Source organism: Streptomyces sp. NPDC025793, from assembly GCF_055558375.1.
Window position 1 is genome coordinate 627,133 of record NZ_JBVHMR010000002.1, and the last position, 21,160, is coordinate 648,292.

17 protein-coding genes and 1 pseudogene are annotated in these 21,160 nt (G+C 72.4%); 15 read left to right on the plus strand and 3 right to left on the minus strand.

Features of this window, described 5'->3' with window-relative positions; all coding sequences use genetic code 11:
* Positions 1 to 993, minus strand: coding sequence for an ATP-binding protein (locus ACZ4MF_RS06720; protein WP_467490421.1), 993 nt, complete (start codon positions 991 to 993; stop codon positions 1 to 3).
* 100 nt (positions 994 to 1,093) lie between these two features.
* On the opposite strand from ACZ4MF_RS06720, the gene ACZ4MF_RS06725 reads away from it, so the two are divergent.
* Entirely contained in the window at positions 1,094 to 1,918 is an 825-nt protein-coding gene (locus ACZ4MF_RS06725; protein ID WP_467490423.1) for a Fic family protein, read from the plus strand.
* 369 nt (positions 1,919 to 2,287) lie between these two features.
* Here ACZ4MF_RS06725 and ACZ4MF_RS06730 read toward each other — a convergent pair whose 3' ends face one another.
* Positions 2,288 to 3,118, minus strand: a complete 831-nt coding sequence (locus ACZ4MF_RS06730) for an HAD family hydrolase (RefSeq protein ID WP_467490425.1) — start codon at positions 3,116 to 3,118, stop codon at positions 2,288 to 2,290.
* Positions 3,119 to 3,712: 594 nt separating this feature from the next.
* On the opposite strand from ACZ4MF_RS06730, the gene ssd reads away from it, so the two are divergent.
* The 7 genes and pseudogenes from ssd to ACZ4MF_RS06765 all read left to right on the plus strand — a co-directional run.
* Positions 3,713 to 4,819, plus strand: a complete 1,107-nt coding sequence (ssd, locus tag ACZ4MF_RS06735; RefSeq protein WP_467490427.1) for a septum site-determining protein Ssd — start codon at positions 3,713 to 3,715, stop codon at positions 4,817 to 4,819.
* Entirely contained in the window at positions 4,816 to 6,033 is a 1,218-nt protein-coding gene (locus tag ACZ4MF_RS06740) for a TadA family conjugal transfer-associated ATPase (RefSeq protein ID WP_467490429.1), read from the plus strand. Before ssd ends, ACZ4MF_RS06740 begins: the two co-directional genes overlap by 4 nt.
* A 77-nt stretch (positions 6,034 to 6,110) precedes the next feature.
* Positions 6,111 to 6,956 carry a type II secretion system F family protein gene (locus ACZ4MF_RS06745; protein ID WP_467490690.1) on the plus strand — a complete coding sequence of 282 codons (846 nt, stop codon included), beginning with the start codon at positions 6,111 to 6,113 and terminating at the stop codon, positions 6,954 to 6,956.
* A gap of 62 nt (positions 6,957 to 7,018) precedes the next feature.
* Positions 7,019 to 7,798: a type II secretion system F family protein gene (locus ACZ4MF_RS06750; RefSeq protein WP_467490431.1), complete on the plus strand. Its 780-nt coding sequence runs from the start codon at positions 7,019 to 7,021 to the stop codon at positions 7,796 to 7,798.
* A gap of 71 nt (positions 7,799 to 7,869) precedes the next feature.
* The gene (locus ACZ4MF_RS06755; RefSeq protein ID WP_356029337.1) at positions 7,870 to 8,070 is read left to right on the plus strand and encodes a DUF4244 domain-containing protein; all 201 of its coding nucleotides are present in this window, start codon (positions 7,870 to 7,872) and stop codon (positions 8,068 to 8,070) included.
* A gap of 22 nt (positions 8,071 to 8,092) precedes the next feature.
* Positions 8,093 to 8,431: a TadE family type IV pilus minor pilin gene (locus ACZ4MF_RS06760; RefSeq protein ID WP_467490433.1), complete on the plus strand. Its 339-nt coding sequence runs from the start codon at positions 8,093 to 8,095 to the stop codon at positions 8,429 to 8,431.
* A gap of 101 nt (positions 8,432 to 8,532) precedes the next feature.
* Positions 8,533 to 8,841 (plus strand): annotated as a pseudogene (locus tag ACZ4MF_RS06765) (Rv3654c family TadE-like protein); the annotation flags it as partial.
* Here the strand turns inward: ACZ4MF_RS06765 and ACZ4MF_RS06770 are convergent.
* Positions 8,807 to 11,383 (minus strand): DEAD/DEAH box helicase, encoded by a 2,577-nt coding sequence (locus tag ACZ4MF_RS06770; protein ID WP_467490435.1) that lies wholly within the window; start codon positions 11,381 to 11,383, stop codon positions 8,807 to 8,809. The pseudogene ACZ4MF_RS06765 and the gene ACZ4MF_RS06770 overlap by 35 nt on opposite strands.
* Before the next feature lie 82 nt (positions 11,384 to 11,465).
* Here ACZ4MF_RS06770 and bldG point away from each other — a divergent pair, with 82 nt between their 5' ends.
* From bldG to topA, 7 genes are all read left to right on the plus strand, one after another.
* On the plus strand, positions 11,466 to 11,807 hold the full coding sequence (gene bldG, locus ACZ4MF_RS06775; RefSeq protein ID WP_023547751.1) for an anti-sigma factor antagonist BldG: 342 nt from the start codon (positions 11,466 to 11,468) through the stop codon (positions 11,805 to 11,807).
* Positions 11,808 to 11,965: 158 nt separating this feature from the next.
* Positions 11,966 to 12,394, plus strand: a complete 429-nt coding sequence (locus ACZ4MF_RS06780) for an ATP-binding protein (protein ID WP_467490438.1) — start codon at positions 11,966 to 11,968, stop codon at positions 12,392 to 12,394.
* 271 nt (positions 12,395 to 12,665) lie between these two features.
* Positions 12,666 to 15,068 carry a sodium-translocating pyrophosphatase gene (locus ACZ4MF_RS06785; RefSeq protein WP_467490440.1) on the plus strand — a complete coding sequence of 801 codons (2,403 nt, stop codon included), beginning with the start codon at positions 12,666 to 12,668 and terminating at the stop codon, positions 15,066 to 15,068.
* Positions 15,069 to 15,336: 268 nt separating this feature from the next.
* Entirely contained in the window at positions 15,337 to 15,966 is a 630-nt protein-coding gene (locus tag ACZ4MF_RS06790) for a small secreted protein (protein ID WP_467490442.1), read from the plus strand.
* Positions 15,967 to 15,986: 20 nt separating this feature from the next.
* On the plus strand, positions 15,987 to 17,516 hold the full coding sequence (locus ACZ4MF_RS06795) for a DUF7059 domain-containing protein (RefSeq protein WP_467490444.1): 1,530 nt from the start codon (positions 15,987 to 15,989) through the stop codon (positions 17,514 to 17,516).
* 276 nt (positions 17,517 to 17,792) lie between these two features.
* Positions 17,793 to 17,990: a hypothetical protein gene (locus ACZ4MF_RS06800; protein ID WP_467490446.1), complete on the plus strand. Its 198-nt coding sequence runs from the start codon at positions 17,793 to 17,795 to the stop codon at positions 17,988 to 17,990.
* Positions 17,991 to 18,258: 268 nt separating this feature from the next.
* Positions 18,259 to 21,117 carry a type I DNA topoisomerase gene (topA, locus tag ACZ4MF_RS06805; protein WP_467490447.1) on the plus strand — a complete coding sequence of 953 codons (2,859 nt, stop codon included), beginning with the start codon at positions 18,259 to 18,261 and terminating at the stop codon, positions 21,115 to 21,117.
* Positions 21,118 to 21,160: the final 43 nt, after the last annotated feature.

Genomic DNA, 21,160 nt, shown 5'->3' on the forward strand with positions numbered 1-21,160 from the left:
TCAGGCGGGAGCCGCCACGCCCGCACCGGCGCTCTCGCTGAGCACGAAGCCGGGGTCGATCTGAGCGGCCAGGTCGGCTCCCGTGCGTTCGTTGCCCCACGCCTCGGCGTTCTTCAGGTGGAAGTGCGCCATCTGGCGCGTGTAGCGCTCCCAGTCCCGCAGGGCGTACGTGGCGTCCACGGTGTCCTTGAGGGTGTGCAGGGCGCGGGAGCCGGCCTCCTCCAGGAGATCGAACCGGGGCGGTCGCCCCTTCTCCATGGCGCGCACCCAGTCCGAGTGCCCGACCGTGACGAGCAGGTCGTCCCCGACCTCCGCGCGCAGGAAGTCGATGTCGTCCTGTTCCTGGATCTTGTTGCCGACGACTTTCAGGGCGACGCCGAAGTCGCGGGCGTACTCCTTGTACTGGCGGTAGACGGAGACTCCCTTCCGGGTCGGCTCGGCGACGAGGAACGTCATGTCGAAACGGGTGAACATGCCGGAGGCGAAGGAGTCCGAACCGGCCGTCATGTCGACCACGACGTACTCGTCGGGGCCGTCGACGAGGTGGTTCAGGAACAGCTCCACCGCTCCCGTCTTGGAGTGGTAGCAGGCGACCCCCAGGTCGGCGTCCGTGAAGGGGCCCGTGACCATCAAACGGACGGCGCCGCCGTCGAGTTCCACCGGGCGTGCGCAGGCGTCGTAGATCGGGTTCGGCTCGCTCACCCGGACAAGGCGCGAGCCCTCGCCGGGCGGGGTCGTCTTGATCATCGCGGTGGCGGAGGGGATGCGCGGGTTGGCGCCGCGCAGATGGTCCTTGATCAGCGGCAGTCGCTCGCCCATGGCGGGCAGCGCGGCCGCCTCCGTCTCGTCGAGTCCGAGCGCGGGACCGAGGTGCTGGTTGATGTCCGCGTCGATGGCGACCACCGGGGCACCGGCGGCCGCGAGGTGGCGGATGAAGAGGGAGGAGAGCGTGGTCTTGCCACTGCCGCCCTTCCCGACGAAAGCAATTTTCATGTTCACCAACGGTAGTCAGCAGATAGCTGTATGTGGCGGCCCGAGTGAAGAAGACCACTCCTTCGAGGGGTGGGGCGCCGTGGTGCGTAGTGTCGTACTCATGAGTACGACAGGCGCGACCGCCGATCCGCTCTCCGCCCTGGGCTCGCTGCCCGGTGTGGCTGAGTCCGTGGAGTCCGTGCGCAAGGCCGTGGACCGGGTCTACGGACACCGGATCATGCGGCGCCGCAGCACCGAGATCACCGCCGAGGCGGCCCTGCGCGGCGCCCGCGGCTCCGCCGCGCTCTCCGGCGCCGACTGGGCTCTGGAGGAGGTGCGGCGGCGCACCGACTTCAGCGGTGACGCCGAGGCGCGCGTGATGGGCGCGGCCCTGCGGCTGTCGGCCGAGGCGGGGCAGTTGCTGTCCATCTGGCGGCAGTCGCCGCTGCGGGTGCTGGCCCGGCTGCACCTGGTGGCCGCGGCGAGCAGCGGCGACGAGGTCGGCCGGCCGCGCCTGGCGGGCGAGGCGGTGGACGAGCCGCTGATCGAGCTGCCGCTGCCGGACGCCGCGGAGGTCTCCGGCCGGCTGGAGGGGCTCGCGGACCTGATCATCGCCGGGACGTCCGCGCCCGCACTGGTCACGGCCGCCGTGGTGCACGGCGAACTGCTGGCGCTGCGGCCCTTCGTGTCGCACAACGGTCTGGTCGCGCGCGCGGCCGAGCGGATCGTCCTGATCGGCAGCGGCCTGGACCCGAAGGCGATCTGCCCGGCCGAGGTCGGATACGCCGAACTGGGCCGCGCCTCCTACCTGGCGGCTCTCGGCGGCTACGTCTCCGGCACCCCCGAGGGCATGGCGGCGTGGATCGCCCACTGCGGCAAGGCGGTCGAGCTGGGTGTGCGCGAGTCCACGGCGGTGTGCGAGGCGCTCCAGCGCGGCGCGGCCTGAGGCGCCGGGAGTCGGCGACCCGGGTGCGGGCAGTGCGCGAGAGGCGTCGGACAGGGTTGCGGCGGTACGAATTCTCGTACCGCCGCTGGCATGCTCACCCGGTTACCAAGCGTCCTCGATATGTGCCCATCAGGTCGGGGACTTTGCCCGTCACCTGGTGCGGCTGGCCCGTAATCGACGGGTCGACGTCGCGTGGGTGCCCGGTGTCCATGCGGGGTCCGTGGGCCAAGTGCGTAGTGAAAGGTGATCCTCTCGGATGTCCTTTGGTCTCGCGGGCCTAGGTTCTTTCTACCGCGAGCCCGGAAGAAGCGGAACCCCTGCCCGCACTTCTTTACTTTCAGGTTCAAACAGGGGTGAAACGGGCGAAGTTCAGGCCGTGCTGCGGCGTCGGCTGGCGTACCAGACGAGGCCGGCGGTCGCGGCCGCCGCTCCGACGGCCGCCGCCGCGACGAGCGCGGGGCGGGGCGGTACGGAGAGCGAGGGCAGCCGCTTCTTGAGCGGGACCGGCCGGCGGAACTCCAGGACCGGCCACCCGCGCGCGAGTGCCTCGCGGCGCAGCGCGCGGTCCGGGTTGACCGCGTGCGCGTGTCCGACCGCCCGGAGCATCGGCAGGTCGGTCGCCGAGTCGCTGTAGGCGTAGCAGCGGTCGAGGTCGTAGCCCTCGGACGCGGCCAGCTCGCGGATCGCCTCGGCCTTGGTCGGGCCGTACGCGTAGTACTCCACCTCGCCGGTGAAGCACCCGTCCTCGCCGACGACCATGCGCGTGGCCACCACCCGGTCCGCGCCCAGCAGTTCGCCGATCGGCTCGACCACCTCGGCGCCCGAGGTCGACACGATGACCACGTCCCGCCCGGCCGTGTGGTGCTCCTCGATGAGGGAGGCGGCCTCGTCGTAGATGATCGGGTCGATCAGGTCGTGCAGGGTCTCGGCGACGATCTCCCGCACCTGCTGTACGTTCCAGCCGCGACACAGGGCGGACAGATACTCGCGCATCCGCTCCATCTGGTCGTGATCCAGGCCGCCGGCCAGGAAGACGAACTGGGCATATGCGGTACGCAGCGCGGCCCTGCGGTTGATCAGCCCGCCTTGGTAGAAGGACTTGCTGAAGGTGAGCGTGCTCGACTTCGCAATGACCGTCTTGTCCAGGTCAAAGAACGCCGCTGCGCGGGGCGAGGAGTGGTTTTCCACGCCCCTGAGCATAGGCGCCCACCATTCGGCGTAAGGTGGGGCGCGTGGGTTTGCCTGAGAGGGCTCTCGGGTACACCATGGAAGTCACGGATCGTTCGCGACCGTGCTAACCCGGTCCGACTCCTCCCCCCCCCGAGTCGGCCGTGGGGACGACCCCCGCTCTCCCCCCCGGCGGGGGTCGTCGCATGTCCGGACGCCTTTTCGTCCGCCTCTCCCTTCGTTCCGCGACCGTACGGCCGCCCTCGCGCCGCTGCCGCCGCCGCTCCCGTGTGCCCATGATTCGTTACTCGCGGTAATCGTTGCGCTGCTCTGTGGAAGTCGCACAGGGATCAGCGCGGGCGTCACCGGTATGGGTGATGGAGATATTCACAGGCCCTGAGTTGTCCACAGTTTTCCACCAAGATCCACATTATTTCGCGGATCGCTGCACCGTGATTCCAGCGCGCTGCGGCCGTGGCGAGTTCATGGCCGGATCCGATTGTCGGAGCGCGTATGGCCGGTTTCCGTCGGCCGTTCATATGGAGGGCCGCTTGTCGGTTCTCCGCATCTTTGGGAATCGCGGGGCCGCAGGGGCTGCGCGGCCCATGCAGCGAAGGGGGAACACCCGTGACCGGAACCGTCACCCACGACCCACCGCCCGGCGCGCCGGGACGCCCGGGACGGCCGCTCATCGTCACCGAGGACGCCGAACTTCTTGACGACCTGTTGCGCCTGTGCGCGGCCGCCGGAGCCACACCCGAGGTCCATCACGGGGTGCCGGACCACGGCGTCGGCTGGGAGACGGCCCCGCTCGTCCTGGTCGGCGACGACGCGGCCCGGCGGGTCGGCGGGGCCGCGCGCCGACGCGGAGTGGTCCTGGTCGGCCGCGACCAGGACGACTCGGGGGTGTGGAAACGCGCCGTGCAGATCGGCGCCGACCACGTCCTGATGCTCCCCGACGGCGAGCAGTGGCTGGTCGACCGCATCGCCGACGTCGCCGAAGGGGTCGGCCGTCCGGCCCTCACCGTCGGGGTGATCGGCGGCCGGGGCGGGGCCGGCGCCTCCACGCTCGCGTGTGCCCTCGCCGTCACCTCCGCGCGCGAGGGCCTGCGCACCCTCCTGGTGGACGCCGATCCGCTCGGCGGCGGACTCGACGTCCTCCTCGGCGGGGAGAGCGCCGAAGGGCTGCGCTGGCCGGCTTTCGCCGCCTCGCGCGGCCGGGTCGGCGGCGGCGCGCTGGAGGAGTCCCTGCCGGAGCTGCACGCGCTGCGCGTGCTCAGCTGGGACCGCGGCGACTGCGTCGCCGTCCCGCACCAGGCGGTGCGGGCGGTGCTCGCCGCCGCCCGGCGGCGCGGCGGCACGGTCGTGGTCGATCTGCCCCGCCGCCTCGACGACGGCGTCGCCGAAGCCCTCGCCCAGCTCGATCTGGCCCTGCTCGTCGTCCCCGCCGACCTGCGGGCGGTCGCGGCCGCCGGACGGGTGGCGTCCGCCGTCGGCATGGTCGTCCGCGACGTGCGCGTGGCGGTCCGCGGGCCGTACGCGCCCGGCCTGGACGGCCGTGAGGTGGCCCGGCTGCTCGGCCTGCCGCTGGCCGGCGAGGTCCCGGTCGAGCCGGCGCTGCTGCGTCCCCAGGGCGGCGCGAAACCGCCCGGGGCCACCCGTCGCGGCCCGCTCGCCCGCTTCTGCACGGCCTTCTGGGAGCGTGCGCTGGTCGAGGCGGGAGGCGCCCGATGACACTCCCCGGACTCGCCCGGGCCGACGGCGCCGCCCTGCTCGACGGCGTCCGGCGCTGGCTCGCCGAGAGCGGCGGCGAACCCACTCCCGCGCGCGTGGCCCAGGCCCTGCGCGAACAGGGCCGCGTGCTCGGCGACGCCGAAGTCCTCGGCGCGGCCGCACACCTGAGGAGCGAACTGGTCGGCAGCGGCCCGCTGGAGCCCCTCCTCGCCGACCAGGACGTCACCGACGTCCTGGTCTGCGCCCCGGACCGGGTCTGGGTCGACCGTGGCCGCGGCCTGGAACCGACCTCGGTGACCTTCCCCGATCCCGCGGCGGTGCGACGCCTCGCGCAGCGGCTGGCCGCCGTCGCCGGACGGCGCCTGGACGACGCCCGGCCGTGGGTGGACGCCCGGCTGCCCGACGGCACCCGGCTGCACGCGGTGCTGCCCCCGGTCGCCGTCGGCTGCACCTGCCTGTCCCTGCGGGTCGTACGGCCCCGGGCGTTCACCCTGGAGGAGCTGGTCGCGGCCGGCACGGTGCCGCCCGGCGGCGACCGGATCCTGCGGGCGCTGCTCGCGGCCCGGCTGTCCTTCCTGATCAGCGGCGGCACCGGATGCGGCAAGACGACCCTGCTCAGCGCCCTGCTGGGCCTGGTCGGAGCCGGCGAACGCATCGTCCTCGCCGAGGACTCGGCCGAGCTGCGGCCGGACCACCCGCACGTCGTGCGGCTGGAGACCCGGCCCGCCAACCAGGAGGGCGCCGGTCTGGTCACCCTGGAGGACCTCGTCCGGCAGGCGCTGCGGATGCGGCCCGACCGGCTGGTCGTCGGCGAGGTGCGCGGCCCCGAGGTCGTGCATCTGCTCGCGGCCCTCAACACCGGTCATGAAGGCGGTTGTTGCACGGCCCACGCCAACACCGCGGCGGACGTCCCGGCCCGGCTGGAGGCGCTGGCCACGGCCGCCGGGCTCGACCGGGCCGCGCTGCACAGCCAGCTGGCGGCCGCGCTCTCCGTGGTCCTGCACCTCGTACGGGACCGGTCCGGGCGGCGCCGGATCGCCGAGGTGCACGTGCTGGAGCGGGACGGCGCGGGCCTGGTGCGGACGGTACCCGCGCTGCGCTGGGGAGAGCGGGCGTTCGTCCGCGAACGGGGCTGGGGGCGACTGCGGCAACTGCTCGGCGCGGCCGGCGAATTCGAGGGTGACCTCGGAGACGAGCGGGAGGGGGACCGGTGAGAGAGGGAACGGACGTGGTCGGTGGGGTCGCAGGAATCGGCGGGATCGGCGGGATCGGTGGGCTGTCCGGGATGTCCATGGGCGCGGCGCTGGCCTGCCTCGTCGCGCTGGTCTGGCTGCTGGGCGGGCGGCACTACGGGATGCGGCGGGCGCGGCTGCTGCTCGCGGACGGCGGAGTCGTGCCGACCGGGCCGCCTCCGTGGGACCGGCTGAGCGTGGAACTGCGGCGGCTGGGCGGCAGGTTGGGGGCCGAGTGGTGGGCGCTCGCGGCCGGTCTGCTGCTGGCGGTGCTGGGTGCCTCGCTGATTCCGGTCGTCGCGGGGGCGGTCGGGGTCCCGGTGCTGCGCAGGGTCCGGCGGGCGCGGCAGGCCGCACGCGACCGTGAGCGGCGGGCCGACGCGGTGATCGCCCTGTGCGGCTCCCTCGCCGGGGAGGTGCGTGCCGGACGACAGCCGGGCGAGGCGCTGCCGCGGGCGGCCCGGGACACCGGAGGGCTCGGCGACGCGCAGGGGGCCGTGGTCGCGGCGGCGCGGTTCGGCGGGGACGTGCCCGGCGCGCTCGCCGCGGCGGCCCGGCAGCCGGGCGCCGAGGGCCTGCTGGGGCTGGCCGCGTGCTGGCGGGTGGCGGTGGACCAGGGCGCCGGACTCGCGGTCGGCCTGGACCGGCTGGACGCGGCTCTGCGCGCCGAGCGGGACCAACGCGCCGACCTGCGCGCGCAGTTGTCGGGTGCCCGGGCGACCGCCGTACTGCTCGCCGCCCTCCCCGCCCTCGGCCTGCTCCTCGGCACGGCCATGGGCGCCGACCCGCTCCACGTCCTGCTCCACACCGGCGCGGGCCTGGGCTGCCTGACGGTCGGCGCGGCCTTCGAAGCGGCGGGGACGGCGTGGGCGGCCCGGATCGTGCGGGGAGCGGAGACGGTGTGAGGGGGGAGGCCAGGAAGGCGAGAGGCGCGGAGAGACGAGGAGAGACGAGGGGAACGGGCGGTATGGGTGCGGAAGTTGTCCACAGGGTGGGGATGGCCGTGGTCGTGGTGCTGGGCCTCGGGTGGGCGGTCCGACGGCTGGAGCTGGTGCGGCGGCGACGCCGGTCGCGGCGTCGAATGGCCGAGCTGCTGGGGCTGGACGTGCCGGTGCTGAGGCGGTCCTTCGAGGTCGCGGGCGCGCTGCGGCGGTGGCTGCCGCCGGCCGGGGCCGGGTGCGGCGCGTGGGCGCTGGTCGGTGGCCTGCCCGGGGCCGCCCTGGGGCTGGCCGTCGGTGCGGGGCTGTGGCGGTGGCACAGCCGACGGGCGGCGGCCGCCGGGATGGAGTCCGCGGACGGGGCCGAGGCCGCACGCCGACTCCCGCTCGCCGCCGATCTGCTGGCCGCCTGTATCGCGGCCGGTGCCGGTCCGGTGATCGCGGCCCAGGCGGTGGGAGAGGCGCTCGGCGGGCCCGTCGGCCAAGCGCTGGCGCGGGGCGCGGCGGAGGTCCGCCTCGGCGGTGAACCGGCCGACGCGTGGCGTCGGTTGGCCGCGCTGCCCGGCGCGGCGGCGCTGGCGCGGCTGCTGGCGCGGGCCGACGAGTCCGGGCTGCCGGCGGCCGCCCCGGCCGCGCGCCTCGCCTCGGACGCCCGCGCGCAGTGGACTCGCGGGGCCACCGCCCGGGCCCGGCGCGCCGCCGTACTGATCTCGGCGCCCGTGGGCCTGTGCTTCCTGCCCGCCTTCATCGCCGTCGGCGTGCTCCCCGTCGTGATCGGACTCGCGGGCGGCGTGCGAGGAGGGAGGTGAGGCGTACGGGGGCGAACGAGAGCGACTAGACGTACATGAACACAAAAGACCTAAATCTCACGGGGGTTGGAATGAACAGGAAGATCAAGGAAGTCGTGGTACGGCTGCGGGGCAGGGGCCGCAGGGACGCCGGCATGGTCACGTCGGAGTACGCGATGGGGATCCTGGCGGCCGTCGGATTCGCGGTGCTGCTCTACGAGGTCGTCACCAGCGGCCAGGTCCGGGCCGAGCTCCAGTCGATCGTGAAGAGGGCCCTCAGTGCGCGGATGTGAGCGAGGGGCGGACCGGGGGTTCGTGACGGCCGAGGCGGCCGTGGTGCTCTGCGTGCTGGTGGCGTTCACGATGGCGCTGGTCTGGGGGCTGCTCGTGGTGGCGGCGCAGATCCGGTGCGTGGACGCGGCCCGCACGGGCGCGCGGGCCGCCGCCCGGCAGGACCCGGCCGACGCGGTGGTGACGGTGACCCGGGAGGCGGCACCGCGCGGGGCACGCGTGACCGTGGAGCGCGTGGGCGACCAGGTCCGGGTGACGGTGACGGCCAGACCGCCGGTGCTCGGCGGGCTGCCCTTCGAGGTCCGCGAGCAGGCCGTGGCGCTGGCCGAGGAGACGGTGGGAGCGCGGGAGGAGGGGCCGTGACAGGCGAGGTCGGGCGAACCGGCGGCCCTGCCTGCGGATGCCGGGGGAGAGGCTGCCCGGAGGACCGGCCCTGCGCCGGCCGGGACCGGGGGTCCGCCACCGTGTGGAGCCTCGGGGTGATCACCCTGCTGTGCGTGGTGTTCGGTGCCGTGCTCGCGCTCGGGCACGCCGTCGTCGTCCGGCACCGTGCGGCCGGCGGCGCGGATCTGGCCGCGCTCGCGGCGGCGGACCACTGGGCCGAGGGCGGGGCGGCGGCCTGCGCCCGGGCCGGGCGGGTGGCGGCGGCCCAGGGGGTACGGCTGGTGCGGTGCGCGCTCGTGGGCGAGACCTCGGACGTGACGGCGGCCTCGGGAAGAGGCCCGTTCGCGGCGGAGGTCAGGTCGAGAGCGGGCCCCGCGGGGCCGCTCCCGGCTCCTGCGCCCCCGCCTCTGCCTCCTCCCGCACAGTCCTCGCCTCTGCCCCCGTCTCCCGCACAGTCCGCGCCGCAGCCTCCGCGGACTTCTCCTCCGGTGCCCCTCGCAACAGGACGGTGAGCAGCCGGAGCGCCCCCCGCTTGTGCAACGGGTCGTTGCCGTTGCCGCACTTGGGGGACTGGATGCAGGACGGGCAGCCGGCCTCGCACTCGCAGGAGGCGATGGCCTCGCGGGTGGCGGCGAGCCAGGTGCGGGCGGTGTGGAAGGCGCGCTCGGCGAAGCCCGCGCCGCCGGGGTGGCCGTCGTAGACGAAGACCGTCGGAAGGAGGGTGTCGGGGTGGAGGGGGACGGAGACGCCCCCGATGTCCCAGCGGTCGCAGGTCGCGAACAGGGGCAGCAGGCCGATGGAGGCGTGCTCGGCGGCGTGCAGGGCGCCGCCGAGGATCTCCGGGTTGATCCGGGCCTCGTCCAGCTGGTCGTCGGTGACCGTCCACCACACCGCGCGCGTGCGCAGGGTGCGAGGAGGGAGGTCGAGTTTCGTCTCGCCGAGTACTTCGCCGGTGATGAGGCGCCGGCGCAGGAAGGAGACCACCTGGTTGGTGACCTCGACCGAGCCGTAGCACAGACGGCCGGCGCCCCAGGGGATCTCGGTGTCCGTCTCCAGGACGGAGATCGAGGTGGTGTCGCGGGCGACCGTGGAGTACGGCGGGTCGGCCTGCTCGACCAGGGCCACCGAGTCCTCCAGGTCCAGCCGGCGCACCAGATAGGTGCGGCCCTGGTGGAGGTGGACCGCGCCCTCGTGGACCGTGGAGTGCGCGGCGCCCGCGTCGACCGTGCCCAGCAGGCGGCCGGTGCCCTCCTCCACGACCTGCACCGGGCTGCCCCCCGCGCCGCGGATGTCGGTCAGGTCGGCGGCCCGCTCCCGGCGGGTCCAGTGCCAGGCCCTGGTGCGCCTGCGCAGCAGCTTCGCGGCCTCCAGCTGGGGCAGCACGTCCGCGCAGGCGGGGCCGAAGAGGTCCAGGTCCGGCTCGGTCAGCGGGAGTTCCGCCGCGGCCGCGCACAGGTGCGGGGCGAGGACGTAGGGGTTGTCGGGGTCGAGGACCGTCGACTCCACCGGTTGGTCGAACAGGGCCTCCGGATGGTGGACCAGGAACGTGTCCAGTGGGTCGTCGCGGGCGACCAGCACGGCGAGCGCGCCCTGCCCGGAGCGGCCCGCTCGGCCCGCCTGCTGCCACAGGGACGCACGCGTGCCCGGATAGCCGGCGATCACCACCGCGTCCAGGCCGGAGACGTCCACGCCCAGCTCCAGGGCGGTCGTGGCGGCGAGGCCGAGGAGGTCGCCGGAGTGCAGGGCGCGTTCCAGGGCGCGCCGCTCCTCGGGGAGGTAGCCGCCGCGGTAGGCGGCGACCCGCCGGACCAGGGAGCGGTCGACCTCGGCGAGTCGCTCCTGGGCGATGACCGAGATCAGCTCGGCGCCGCGCCGGGACCGTACGAAGGCGACCGAGCGCACGCCCTGCACGGTCAGGTCGGTCAGCAGGTCGGCGGTCTCCGCGGTGGCGGTGCGCCGGACGGGGGCGCCCTTCTCGCCGTGCAGCTCGGTGAGCGGGGGCTCCCAGAGGGCGAAGACGACCTCACCGCGCGGGGAGGCGTCGTCGGCGACCTCGACCACCGGCAGACCGGTCAGCCGGCGGGCGGCGACGGACGGCTCGGCGGCGGTCGCCGAGGCCAGCAGGAAGACGGGCGACGCGCCGTAGCGGGCGCAGAGCCGGCGCAGGCGGCGCAGCACCTGGGCGACGTGCGAGCCGAAGACGCCGCGGTAGGTGTGGCACTCGTCGACCACGACGTACCTGAGCGACTTCAGGAAGGAGGACCAGCGCGGGTGGGACGGGAGTATCCCGCGGTGCAGCATGTCGGGGTTGGTGAGGACGTAGTTGGCGTACTGGCGGATCCACTCCCGTTGCTCGACCGGGGTGTCGCCGTCGTACACGGCGGGGCGCACGGCGTTGCCAAGGGGTTGTGAAAGTTCCTTCACCGACCGGCACTGGTCCGCCGCGAGCGCCTTGGTGGGGGACAGGTACAGCGCGGTGGCCCCGCGTCCGTTCGGAGCCTCGGAGCCGTCCAGCAGCATGGACAGGACGGGCACGAGGTACGCGAGGGACTTGCCGGAGGCGGTGCCGGTGGCGACGACCACCGAATCGCCGTCCAGGGCGTGCTCGGCGGCCAGCGCCTGGTGTGCCCATGGATGCTCGATCCCGGCCGCCCGCACGGCCGCGATCACTTCCGACCGAATCCGGTCAGGCCAGACGGCATGGCGGCCCGCGCGCGGGGGCAAGTGCTCCGTATGAGTGATGCGCGCAGCCCGGCTCGGCCCGGAGGCGAGCCGGTCCAGGACCACGCCCGGAGACGGGCGGGACGCCGGGTTCGCCGGGGATCGATCGGATCGGAGATTCTTGGCCATCGGCACCGAGTGTGTCACTGGCGTGACGGACAATGGAGCCAAGGCGTCGTGCACGCCTGCCGGTAAGTGATTGAATGCCATCGCGGCTGGCGAAGCGTCCCGGGGGCCGCAAGCCGAGGTGCCCGAGGGGCGACCCGCTCGATAGCAAGGTGCTGGAGGATCCGTGGACCTGTCCCTGTCGACCGAGACCGTAGGCGATCGTACGGTCGTCCGAGTCGGTGGCGAAATCGACGTGTATACCGCGCCCAAGCTGCGCGAGCAGCTGGTCGAGCTGGTGAACGACGGGAATTTCCACCTCGTCGTCGACATGGAGGGCGTGGACTTCCTCGACTCCACCGGGCTCGGCGTGCTGGTCGGCGGCCTGAAGCGTGTGCGTGCCCACGAGGGCTCGCTGCGCCTGGTCTGCAACCAGGAGCGCATTCTCAAGATCTTCCGTATCACCGGCCTCACCAAGGTGTTCCCGATCCACACCTCGGTCGAGGAAGCGGTGGCGGCCACCGACTGACCTGGATCGTCCGTCGGCGTCGGGCTCCTGCCGGGAGTCCGGCGCCGGGTGGTCCCGTCCGGGCCGATGACGTGGCCCGGACACCGACGTACATCTGGGGTGCGGGCGCTCGGTGGCCCCGCGTCCCGACCGCACGCCCATAGCCGCGAGGGGGATGCATGGCCACTGTCGAACTCCGCTTCAGCGCGCTGCCCGAGCACGTCCGGACCGCCCGGTTGGTGGCGGCCGCGGTGGCACGCAGGGCCGGAGTGGACGAGGCCGTCCTGGACGAGGTCCGGCTCGCCGTGGGCGAGGCCTGCTCCCGTGCCGTCGGGCTGCACCAGAGCAGCGGCATCTCGGCACCCGTGAAGGTGGCGCTGATCGAAGAGGAGAAACAGTTCTCCATCGAGGTCGGCGACGAGGCCCCGCACGCCACCCCGGACGCGCCCGGCGGGGCGCAGGACGGCGAGGCGGACGTCGAGGAGGACGAGATGGGCCTCGCGGTCATCAGCGGCCTCGTCGACGACGTGGAGGTCACCACCGGGCAGGACGGCGGCCTGATCCGCATGACCTGGCCGACCACACCGCCGGCGGCGGTCGTGCTCTGAAAGCCGTCGCACCACTTCACGAGGGCCCTGCCGAGTAGGGCCCTCGGTGTTTTTCCGGCACGAACAGAGATCCTTCCGAATTCGTGAAGGAATTCACGATCACCGTCAATGCCCCGGGGGCATTACTCCATTCAGGTTGTCTGGCGCGGTCTCGATCATTTGCCGATGAGCCGGTTAGGCTAATTCCGTTTACCGCGCTCTGTTGAGATCACTCCGAGGTACCTAGAATCCGTCCACATCTTGAGCTCAGTCCAAGCGTCAAGGAGGACGAATGGCGGGGCTTTCTACTTCTCCATCGGTTCACTCGACCGACCTCGCGGCCGCGGTCCTGACCGACCACAACCGCATCCTCGTGGCCGTCGTCGCCGTGGTCGCCCTGGCCGCATTGGTGGTCGCGGCGATCCTGGTGCGCCAGGTGCTGGCCGCGGGCGAGGGCACCGACAGCATGAAGCGGATCGCCGAGGCGGTCCAGGAAGGCGCGAAGGCGTATCTCGCCCGGCAGTTGCGCACACTCGGCGCATTCGCCGTCGTCGTCTTCTTCCTGCTCATGCTGCTGCCCGCAGACGACTGGAATCAGCGGGCCGGACGATCGGTGTTCTTCTTGATCGGCGCGGTCTTCTCCGCGGCCACCGGCTATATCGGCATGTGGCTGGCCGTGCGCAGCAATGTGCGGGTCGCCGCGGCCGCCCGGGAAGCCACACCGGCGCCGGGCGAGACGGAAAAGGATCTCACCACCGTCTCGCACACGGCGATGAAGATCGCATTTCGCACGGGCGGCGTCGTCGGCATGTTCACGGTGGGCCTCGGCCTGCTGGGCGCCTCCTGCGTGGTGCTCGTCTACGCGGCCGACGCGCCGAAGGTGCTGGAGGGCTTCGGCCTCGGCGCCGCCCTGATCGCCATGTTCATGAGGGTGGGCGGCGGCATCTTCACCAAGGCCGCCGACGTCGGCGCCGACCTGGTCGGCAAGGTCGAGCAGGGCATTCCGGAGGACGATCCGCGCAATGCCGCGACCATCGCCGACAACGTGGGCGACAACGTCGGCGACTGCGCGGGCATGGCGGCCGACCTCTTCGAGTCGTACGCCGTGACCCTGGTGGCCGCGCTGATCCTCGGCAAGGTCGCCTTCGGCGACTCCGGGCTGGCGTTCCCGCTGCTCGTGCCGGCCATCGGCGTCGTCACCGCGATGATCGGCATCTTCGCGGTCGCCCCGCGCCGCGCGGACCGCAGCGGCATGAGCGCGATCAACCGCGGCTTCTTCATCTCCGCGGTGATCTCCCTCGTGCTGGTGGCGGTCGCGGTCTTCGTCTACCTGCCGTCGTCGTACTCCGACCTGCACGGCGTGACGGACGCGGCGATCCGGGGCAAGGCCGGCGATCCGCGGATGCTCGCCCTCGTCGCGGTCGCCATCGGCATCCTGCTCGCCGCCGTCATCCAGCAGCTCACCGGCTACTTCACCGAGACCACCCGGCGCCCGGTGCGGGACGTCGGCAAGACCTCCCTCACCGGCCCGGCGACGGTCGTGCTGTCCGGCATCTCGCTCGGTCTGGAGTCCGCCGTCTACACCGCGCTGCTCATCGGGCTGAGCGTGTACGGCGCGTTCCTGCTCGGCGGTACGTCGATCATGCTGGCGCTGTTCGCGGTCGCCCTCGCCGGCACCGGTCTGCTCACCACGGTCGGCGTGATCGTCGCCATGGACACGTTCGGACCGGTCTCCGACAACGCCCAGGGCATCGCCGAGATGTCCGGTGACGTCGAGGGCGCGGGTGCCCAGGTGCTCACCAACCTGGACGCGGTCGGCAACACCACCAAGGCCATCACCAAGGGCATCGCCATCGCCACCGCCGTCCTCGCGGCCTCGGCGCTGTTCGGGTCGTACCGGGACGCCATCACCACCAACGTGCAGAACGTGGGGGAGAAGCTCACCGGGCCCGGTTCACCGCTGAGTCTGTCGCTGGACATCTCGCAGCCCAACAACCTCGTCGGCCTCATCGCGGGCGCCGCGGTCGTCTTCCTCTTCTCCGGACTGGCCATCAACGCCGTGTCGCGCTCGGCGGGTTCGGTGGTGTTCGAGGTGCGGCGGCAGTTCCGCGAGCACCCCGGGATCATGGACTACACCGAGAAACCCGAGTACGGGCGTGTCGTCGACATCTGCACCAAGGACGCCCTGCGGGAGCTGGCCACCCCGGGTCTGCTCGCCGTGATGGCGCCCATCTTCGTCGGCTTCACATTGGGCGTCGGCGCGCTCGGCTCCTATCTCGCCGGCGCGATCGGCGCGGGCACGCTGATGGCGGTGTTCCTCGCCAACTCCGGCGGCGCCTGGGACAACGCCAAGAAGCTGGTGGAGGACGGCCACCACGGCGGCAAGGGCAGCGACGCCCACGCGGCCACGGTGATCGGCGACACCGTCGGCGACCCGTTCAAGGACACCGCCGGCCCGGCCATCAACCCGCTGCTGAAGGTCATGAACCTGGTCTCGCTGCTCATCGCGCCCGCGGTGATCAAGTTCTCCTACGGCGCCGACAAGAACATCGGCGTACGGATCCTGATCTCGGCCCTCTCGCTCGCCGTGATCGTCATCGCCGTGTACGTCTCCAAGCGGCGCGGCATCGCCGTGGGCGACGACGAGAGTGCCGAGCGGGTCGCCAACTCGGCCAGTACAGCGGTGGCTTCGTAGCCGTACCGCTGGTTCGTTCCAGTAGCCCTGCGCAACGGGTGGGCGGGCGGCGCGTGTTGACGTGCCGTCCGCCCACCCGCGTCTGCGGGGGAGTGTGCGGGACGTCCGCGGGTCGGCTGCGGGCCCGCCCGCGTGGTGAGCCTTCTCTCTCTCGGCTCTCTTGGTGCAAAGCGTCATAAGGGGCGCTTTAGGGGGCGTACGGGATGTGAGGGGTGTGCGCCCGACGTGTAGGGTCCGTGGGCCGAGAGCCATGGAAGGGACCGATCCGGTGAACAAGAAGCTCGCGGCCGCACTGTCCGGCGGTGCGGTACTGGTAGTGGCGCTGACGGGATGCACCGGCAGCGGCAGCGGCAGCAGTGGCGCCAAGGGGCCCGACCCCAAGATGGTCGCCTGGGCCAAGTCCGTGTGCCAGCCGCTGCCCGCGCAGCAGGCGAAGATCTCGGGTGCCTACGACGCGCTGTCGAAGGTCGCCAAGGACGGGCCGCCGAAGGACGTCCAGCAGACCGACTCCCAGGCCTTCCAGGACCTGGCCGACGGCTTCAAGGCGCGCGCGGCCACCCTGGACGGCGCCGGGGCGCCTCCGGGCGTCGAGGGCGGCGCGCAGAAGCAGCAGGACGCCGTCAAGAAGCTCACGGCCCTGTCGGCCGCGTACGCCGACCTGAAGAAGCGGGTGGACGGGCTCGACACCAAGGACCAGACGAAGTTCGCCTCCGGCCTGAGTGACCTCTCGGACCGGATGAAGGTGGTGCTGACGCAGTACGACAGCGTGATCACCGCCTTGAAGAACCTGGAGAAGGGCGACGTCAACGAGGCGGTGGCCAAGCAGGCGGGCTGCACGAAGACCTCCGGGTCGAGCTCCGCGTCGAGCTCGGCCTCGCCGACGTCCGCCAACGGCTGAGTCGTCCGTCGCGGGCCACAATGGGGGGCGTGACTGACACCGGACTCGCCCCCCTGCCCGCCTCCGACCGGCCGGGCGCCGCCGCGCGCCTGCGGGAGGCGCTGCTGGCCGCCTCCTTCACCGCCGACGGGCTGCTCGACCTGCTCGGCGCCCCCGCGTACGCGGCGCTGGCCCGCAGCGAGACCGTGCCCGCTCTGCGGGCGACCCGCGGCGACACGCCGCTGGAGACGCTCGTACGGCTCTTCCTGCTCCAGCAACCGGTGCCGTACGCGCGCGTGGCCGCCGTTCTGCCGGCCGAGGAGGCCGTGCACACCGGGTGGCTCACGCGCGTGGGCGGCGACGAGGTGGCCGCCACCGTGGACGTACGGCCCTACGGCGGCCCCGCCGGCGAGGACTGGTTCATCGTCTCCGACCTGGGCTGCGCGGTGGGTGGTGCGGGCGGCATCGGGCAGCACGAAGAGGGCGTCGTCCTGGGCGTCGGCGGCGCCTCCACGACCCTCGCCGGCATCACCGTCCGTACCCCGGTCGCCTCGGCCCTGGACCTCGGTACCGGTTCCGGCATCCAGGCGCTGCACGCCGCCCAGCACGCCACGCGCGTGATTGCGACGGATCTCAACCCGCGCGCGCTGCACATCACCGCGCTCACGCTGGCGCTGTCCGGCGCACCGGCGGCCGAGCTGCGTGAGGGCTCGCTCTTCGAGCCGGTCCGGGACGACGAGACGTACGACCTGATCGTCTCCAACCCGCCCTTCGTCATCTCTCCCGGCGCCCGGCTGACGTACCGGGACGGCGGGATGGGCGGGGACGATCTGTGCCGCTCGCTCGTTCAACAGGCGGGGGAACGGCTGAACGAGGGCGGGTTCGCGCAGTTCCTCGCCAACTGGCAGCACGTGGCAGGGGAGGACTGGCAGGACAGACTCAGGTCGTGGGTGCCGCGCGGGTGCGATGCCTGGATCGTGCAGCGCGAGGTGCAGGACGTCACGCAGTACGCCGAGCTGTGGCTGAGGGACGCCGGTGACCACCGCGGGGATCCGGCGGAGTACCAGGCGCGTTACGACGCCTGGCTCGACGAGTTCGAGGCGCGCAAGGTCAAGGCGGTCGGCTTCGGCTGGATCACCCTGCGCCGGACGGGTTCCGCCGAGCCCGTCGTCACCGTGGAGGAGTGGCCGCATCCGGTCGAGCAGCCTCTCGGGGACACGATCCGGGCGCACTTCGAGCGCCTCGACTATCTCCGCGAGCACGACGACGCGGCGCTGCTCGACGGCCACTTCAGGCTGACCGCCGAGGTGGTCCAGGAGCAGGTCGGCCTGCCCGGCGCCGAGGACCCGGAGCACGTGGTGCTGCGCCAGCACCGCGGCATGCGCCGGGCCACGAAGGTGGACACGATCGGCGCGGGCTTCGCGGGTGTGTGCGACGGCACGCTCAGCGCGGGCCGGATCCTGGACGCCATCGCCCAGCTCATGGACGAGAACCCGGTCCTGCTCCGCGACCGCACCCCGGCCCAGATCCGCCTGCTCGTGGAACAGGGCTTCCTGGAGCCGGTGCGCTGACACCGCCCCGGAGCGTCCCGGCGGTCGGCGGAAGCCGAAAGACCGGGGTCCACCGGGCGGCGACCGTGCCGTGCCGGGGCCCCGGCACGCCGCTCGGCGCGGTCGGATGCAAAAAGGCCGGAAAATGCGGATGGCATGTGTGCCCGAGCAGAATTCGATCGCATGTTCGATCGCAAGGGGGTCCGCCGTTCACCCCGATGTCGCCCGCCCGTCTCCCGCGCGTGCCACCCTCCCCGCGCTGGGCGGAGCCGGAGACACGGAAGGGGAGCGCGGGGGATGGAAAGCGGGCCGGCGATCTTCGCGGGAGTGGTGTTCGCCCTGTTCGGAGGCGCCCTGCTGGCCTGGACCGGCACCCGGGTCCGGCGCGGGGAACCGGTGGCCCACGGTGTGAACCGAGTCGCATCGGCCACCCTCGCGAGCGTCGCCGGAACGGCCGCGCTCGCCCTCGGTGTGTACTGCCTGACCCGCCTCTGACGTCGGCAGGCGTCCCCCCGACGGCCTGTCGCGGGAGTAAGGGGAGCGTCACGCTCCGGACATGGGGCACGGGGCCGCGGGACGGTCCGGGCGGCAGGAATGCCGGTAGTCGGGTTACCGTTCGAGTGGCCGTTGTGGGCTTTTCCCGTTTGACACGGGGGCGGGATGTACCGTCACACTCCGCAGCGTCACACGTGCCAGCAGTACGCCGCGACCCCGGGACGAAGGCCTGGGGAGGCCACAGCGTCGACCGGAGAGAAGAGCGAAGTTGTCCCCGACCAGCGAGACCGCACAGGGCGGCCGCCGACTCGTCATCGTCGAGTCGCCTGCCAAGGCGAAGACGATCAAGGGCTACCTCGGCCCCGGCTACGTCGTCGAGGCGAGCGTCGGGCACATCCGTGACCTTCCCAACGGCGCCGCCGAGGTGCCCGAGAAGTACACCGGCGAGGTCCGCCGCCTCGGTGTGGACGTAGAACACGACTTCCAGCCGATCTATGTCATCAACGCGGACAAGAAGGCACAGGTCAAGAAGCTCAAGGACCTGCTGAAGGACTCCGACGAGCTGTTCCTCGCCACCGATGAGGACCGGGAGGGCGAGGCGATCGCCTGGCACCTCCAGGAGGTCCTCAAGCCGAAGATCCCCGTCAAGCGGATGGTCTTCCACGAGATCACCAAGGACGCGATCCGCGAGGCCGTCGCCAACCCGCGCCAGCTCAACCAGAAGCTGGTCGACGCCCAGGAGACCCGCCGCATCCTCGACCGCCTCTACGGCTACGAGGTCTCGCCGGTCCTGTGGAAGAAGGTCATGCCCCGGCTGTCGGCCGGCCGCGTCCAGTCCGTCGCCACGCGACTCGTCGTCGAGCGGGAACGCGAGCGCATCGCTTTTCGTTCCGCCGAGTACTGGGACCTGACGGGCACCTTCGCGACCGGCCGCGCGGGAGACCCGTCGGACCCGTCGTCGCTGGTCGCCCGCCTGCAGACCGTCGACGGCAGGCGGGTCGCGCAGGGCCGCGACTTCGACTCCCTGGGACAGCTCAAGAGCGAGAACACCCTCCACCTCGACGAGGCGACCGCCCGCGCCCTCGCCGCCGCCCTGGAGAGCACCCGCTTCTCCGTGCGCTCGGTCGAGTCCAAGCCGTACCGCCGCTCGCCGTACGCCCCGTTCCGTACGACGACGCTCCAGCAGGAGGCGTCCCGCAAGCTCGGCTTCGGCGCGAAGGCCACCATGCAGGTGGCCCAGAAGCTGTACGAGAACGGCTACATCACGTACATGCGTACGGACTCCACGACGCTGAGCGACACGGCGATCGCGGCGGCCCGCGCACAGGTCACGCAGCTCTACGGCGCCGACTACCTCCCGCCGCAGCCGCGTACGTACGCCGGCAAGGTCAAGAACGCCCAGGAGGCGCACGAGGCGATCCGCCCCTCGGGTGATCGTTTCCGCACCCCGGCCGAGACCGGCCTGACCGGCGACCAGTTCAAGCTCTACGAGCTGATCTGGAAGCGGACCGTCGCCTCCCAGATGAAGGACGCGACCGGCAACAGCGTGACCGTGAAGATCGGCGGCACCGCGGCCGACGGCCGGGACGTCGAGTTCAGCGCCTCCGGCAAGACGATCACCTTCCACGGCTTCCTGAAGGCCTACGTCGAGGGTGCCGACGATCCGAACGCCGAGCTGGACGACCGCGAGCGCCGGCTGCCCCAGGTCGCCGAGGGCGACGCGCTGTCCGCCGAGGAGATCACGGTCGACGGCCACGCCACCAAGCCCCCGGCCCGCTACACCGAGGCCTCCCTGGTCAAGGAGCTGGAAGAGCGCGAGATCGGCCGCCCGTCGACGTACGCGTCGATCATCGGCACGATCCTCGACCGCGGCTACGTCTTCAAGAAGGGCACGGCCCTGGTGCCGTCCTTCCTGTCCTTCGCCGTGGTCAACCTCCTGGAGAAGCACTTCGGGCGGCTCGTCGACTACGACTTCACCGCCAAGATGGAGGACGACCTCGACCGCATCGCCGCCGGTCAGGCGAAGGCCGTGCCGTGGCTGAAGCGCTTCTACTTCGGCGAGACCCTGTCCGACAGCGGCTCCGCCGCGGGCGGCCACGGCACCGCGGCCGACGCCGGCAACGGCGACGGGGACCACCTCGGCGGCCTCAAGGAGCTGGTGACCGACCTGGGCGCGATCGACGCGCGCGAGGTGTCGTCGTTCCCGGTGGGCAACGACATCGTGCTCCGCGTCGGCCGCTACGGCCCCTACGTCGAGCGCGGCGAGAAGGACACCGAGCAGCACCAGCGCGCCGACATCCCGGACGACCTGGCGCCGGACGAGCTGTCCGTCGAGCTGGCCGAGGAGCTGCTGGCCAAGCCCAGCGGCGACTTCGAGCTGGGTGCCGACCCGGTCACGGGCCACCAGATCGTCGCCAAGGCCGGCCGCTACGGCCCGTACGTCACGGAGATCCTCCCCGAGGGCACCCCGAAGACCGGCAAGAACGCGGTCAAGCCGCGCACGGCCTCGCTCTTCAAGTCCATGTCGCTCGACACGGTGACGCTGGAGGAGGCGCTGCAGCTGATGTCGCTGCCGCGCGTCGTCGGCGTCGACGCCGAGGGCCAGGAGATCACCGCGCAGAACGGCCGCTACGGCCCGTACCTGAAGAAGGGCACGGACTCGCGCTCGCTCCAGTCCGAGGACCAGCTCTTCACGATCACGCTGGAGGAGGCGCTGGCGATCTACGCCCAGCCCAAGCAGCGTGGCCGCGCGGCCGCCAAGCCGCCGCTGAAGGAGCTGGGCACCGACCCGGTCAGCGAGAAGCCGGTCGTGGTCAAGGACGGCCGCTTCGGTCCGTACGTCACCGACGGCGAGACCAACGCGACCCTGCGCTCCGGCGACAGCGTCGAGACGATCACCCCGGAGCGCGGCTTCGAGCTGCTCGCCGAGAAGCGCGCGAAGGGGCCCGCCAAGAAGACCGCGAAGAAGGCGCCGGCCAAGAAGACGGCCCCGGCGAAGAAGACCGCGGCCAAGAAGACGGCGGCGAAGAAGACGACCGCGGCCGCGAAGAAGACCACGGCGGCCAAGAAGACCACCGCCAAGAAGGCCACCGCCGCCAAGGCGACGGCTTCCGGCACGGAGGACTGATCCGCCGCGCGGTTTCGCCTCCGGGTTTCCGTTCGGCTTCGCG

Excerpts from the sequence above, each read along its gene's own strand:
- ACZ4MF_RS06730 (WP_467490425.1), bottom strand. The coding sequence starts at position 3,118 with ATGCTCAGGGGCGTGGAAAACCACTCCTCGCCCCGCGCAGCGGCGTTC.
- ACZ4MF_RS06750 (WP_467490431.1), top strand. The coding sequence starts at position 7,019 with ATGGGTGCGGAAGTTGTCCACAGGGTGGGGATGGCCGTGGTCGTGGTG.
- ACZ4MF_RS06800 (WP_467490446.1), top strand. The coding sequence starts at position 17,793 with ATGGAAAGCGGGCCGGCGATCTTCGCGGGAGTGGTGTTCGCCCTGTTC.
- ACZ4MF_RS06785 (WP_467490440.1), top strand. The coding sequence starts at position 12,666 with ATGGCGGGGCTTTCTACTTCTCCATCGGTTCACTCGACCGACCTCGCG.
- ACZ4MF_RS06780 (WP_467490438.1), top strand. The coding sequence starts at position 11,966 with ATGGCCACTGTCGAACTCCGCTTCAGCGCGCTGCCCGAGCACGTCCGG.
- ACZ4MF_RS06745 (WP_467490690.1), top strand. The coding sequence starts at position 6,111 with ATGGGCGCGGCGCTGGCCTGCCTCGTCGCGCTGGTCTGGCTGCTGGGC.
- ACZ4MF_RS06740 (WP_467490429.1), top strand. The coding sequence starts at position 4,816 with ATGACACTCCCCGGACTCGCCCGGGCCGACGGCGCCGCCCTGCTCGAC.
- ACZ4MF_RS06725 (WP_467490423.1), top strand. The coding sequence starts at position 1,094 with ATGAGTACGACAGGCGCGACCGCCGATCCGCTCTCCGCCCTGGGCTCG.
- ACZ4MF_RS06770 (WP_467490435.1), bottom strand. The coding sequence starts at position 11,383 with ATGGCATTCAATCACTTACCGGCAGGCGTGCACGACGCCTTGGCTCCA.
- ACZ4MF_RS06795 (WP_467490444.1), top strand. The coding sequence starts at position 15,987 with ATGGGGGGCGTGACTGACACCGGACTCGCCCCCCTGCCCGCCTCCGAC.
- ACZ4MF_RS06755 (WP_356029337.1), top strand. The coding sequence starts at position 7,870 with ATGAACAGGAAGATCAAGGAAGTCGTGGTACGGCTGCGGGGCAGGGGC.
- ACZ4MF_RS06720 (WP_467490421.1), bottom strand. The coding sequence starts at position 993 with ATGAAAATTGCTTTCGTCGGGAAGGGCGGCAGTGGCAAGACCACGCTC.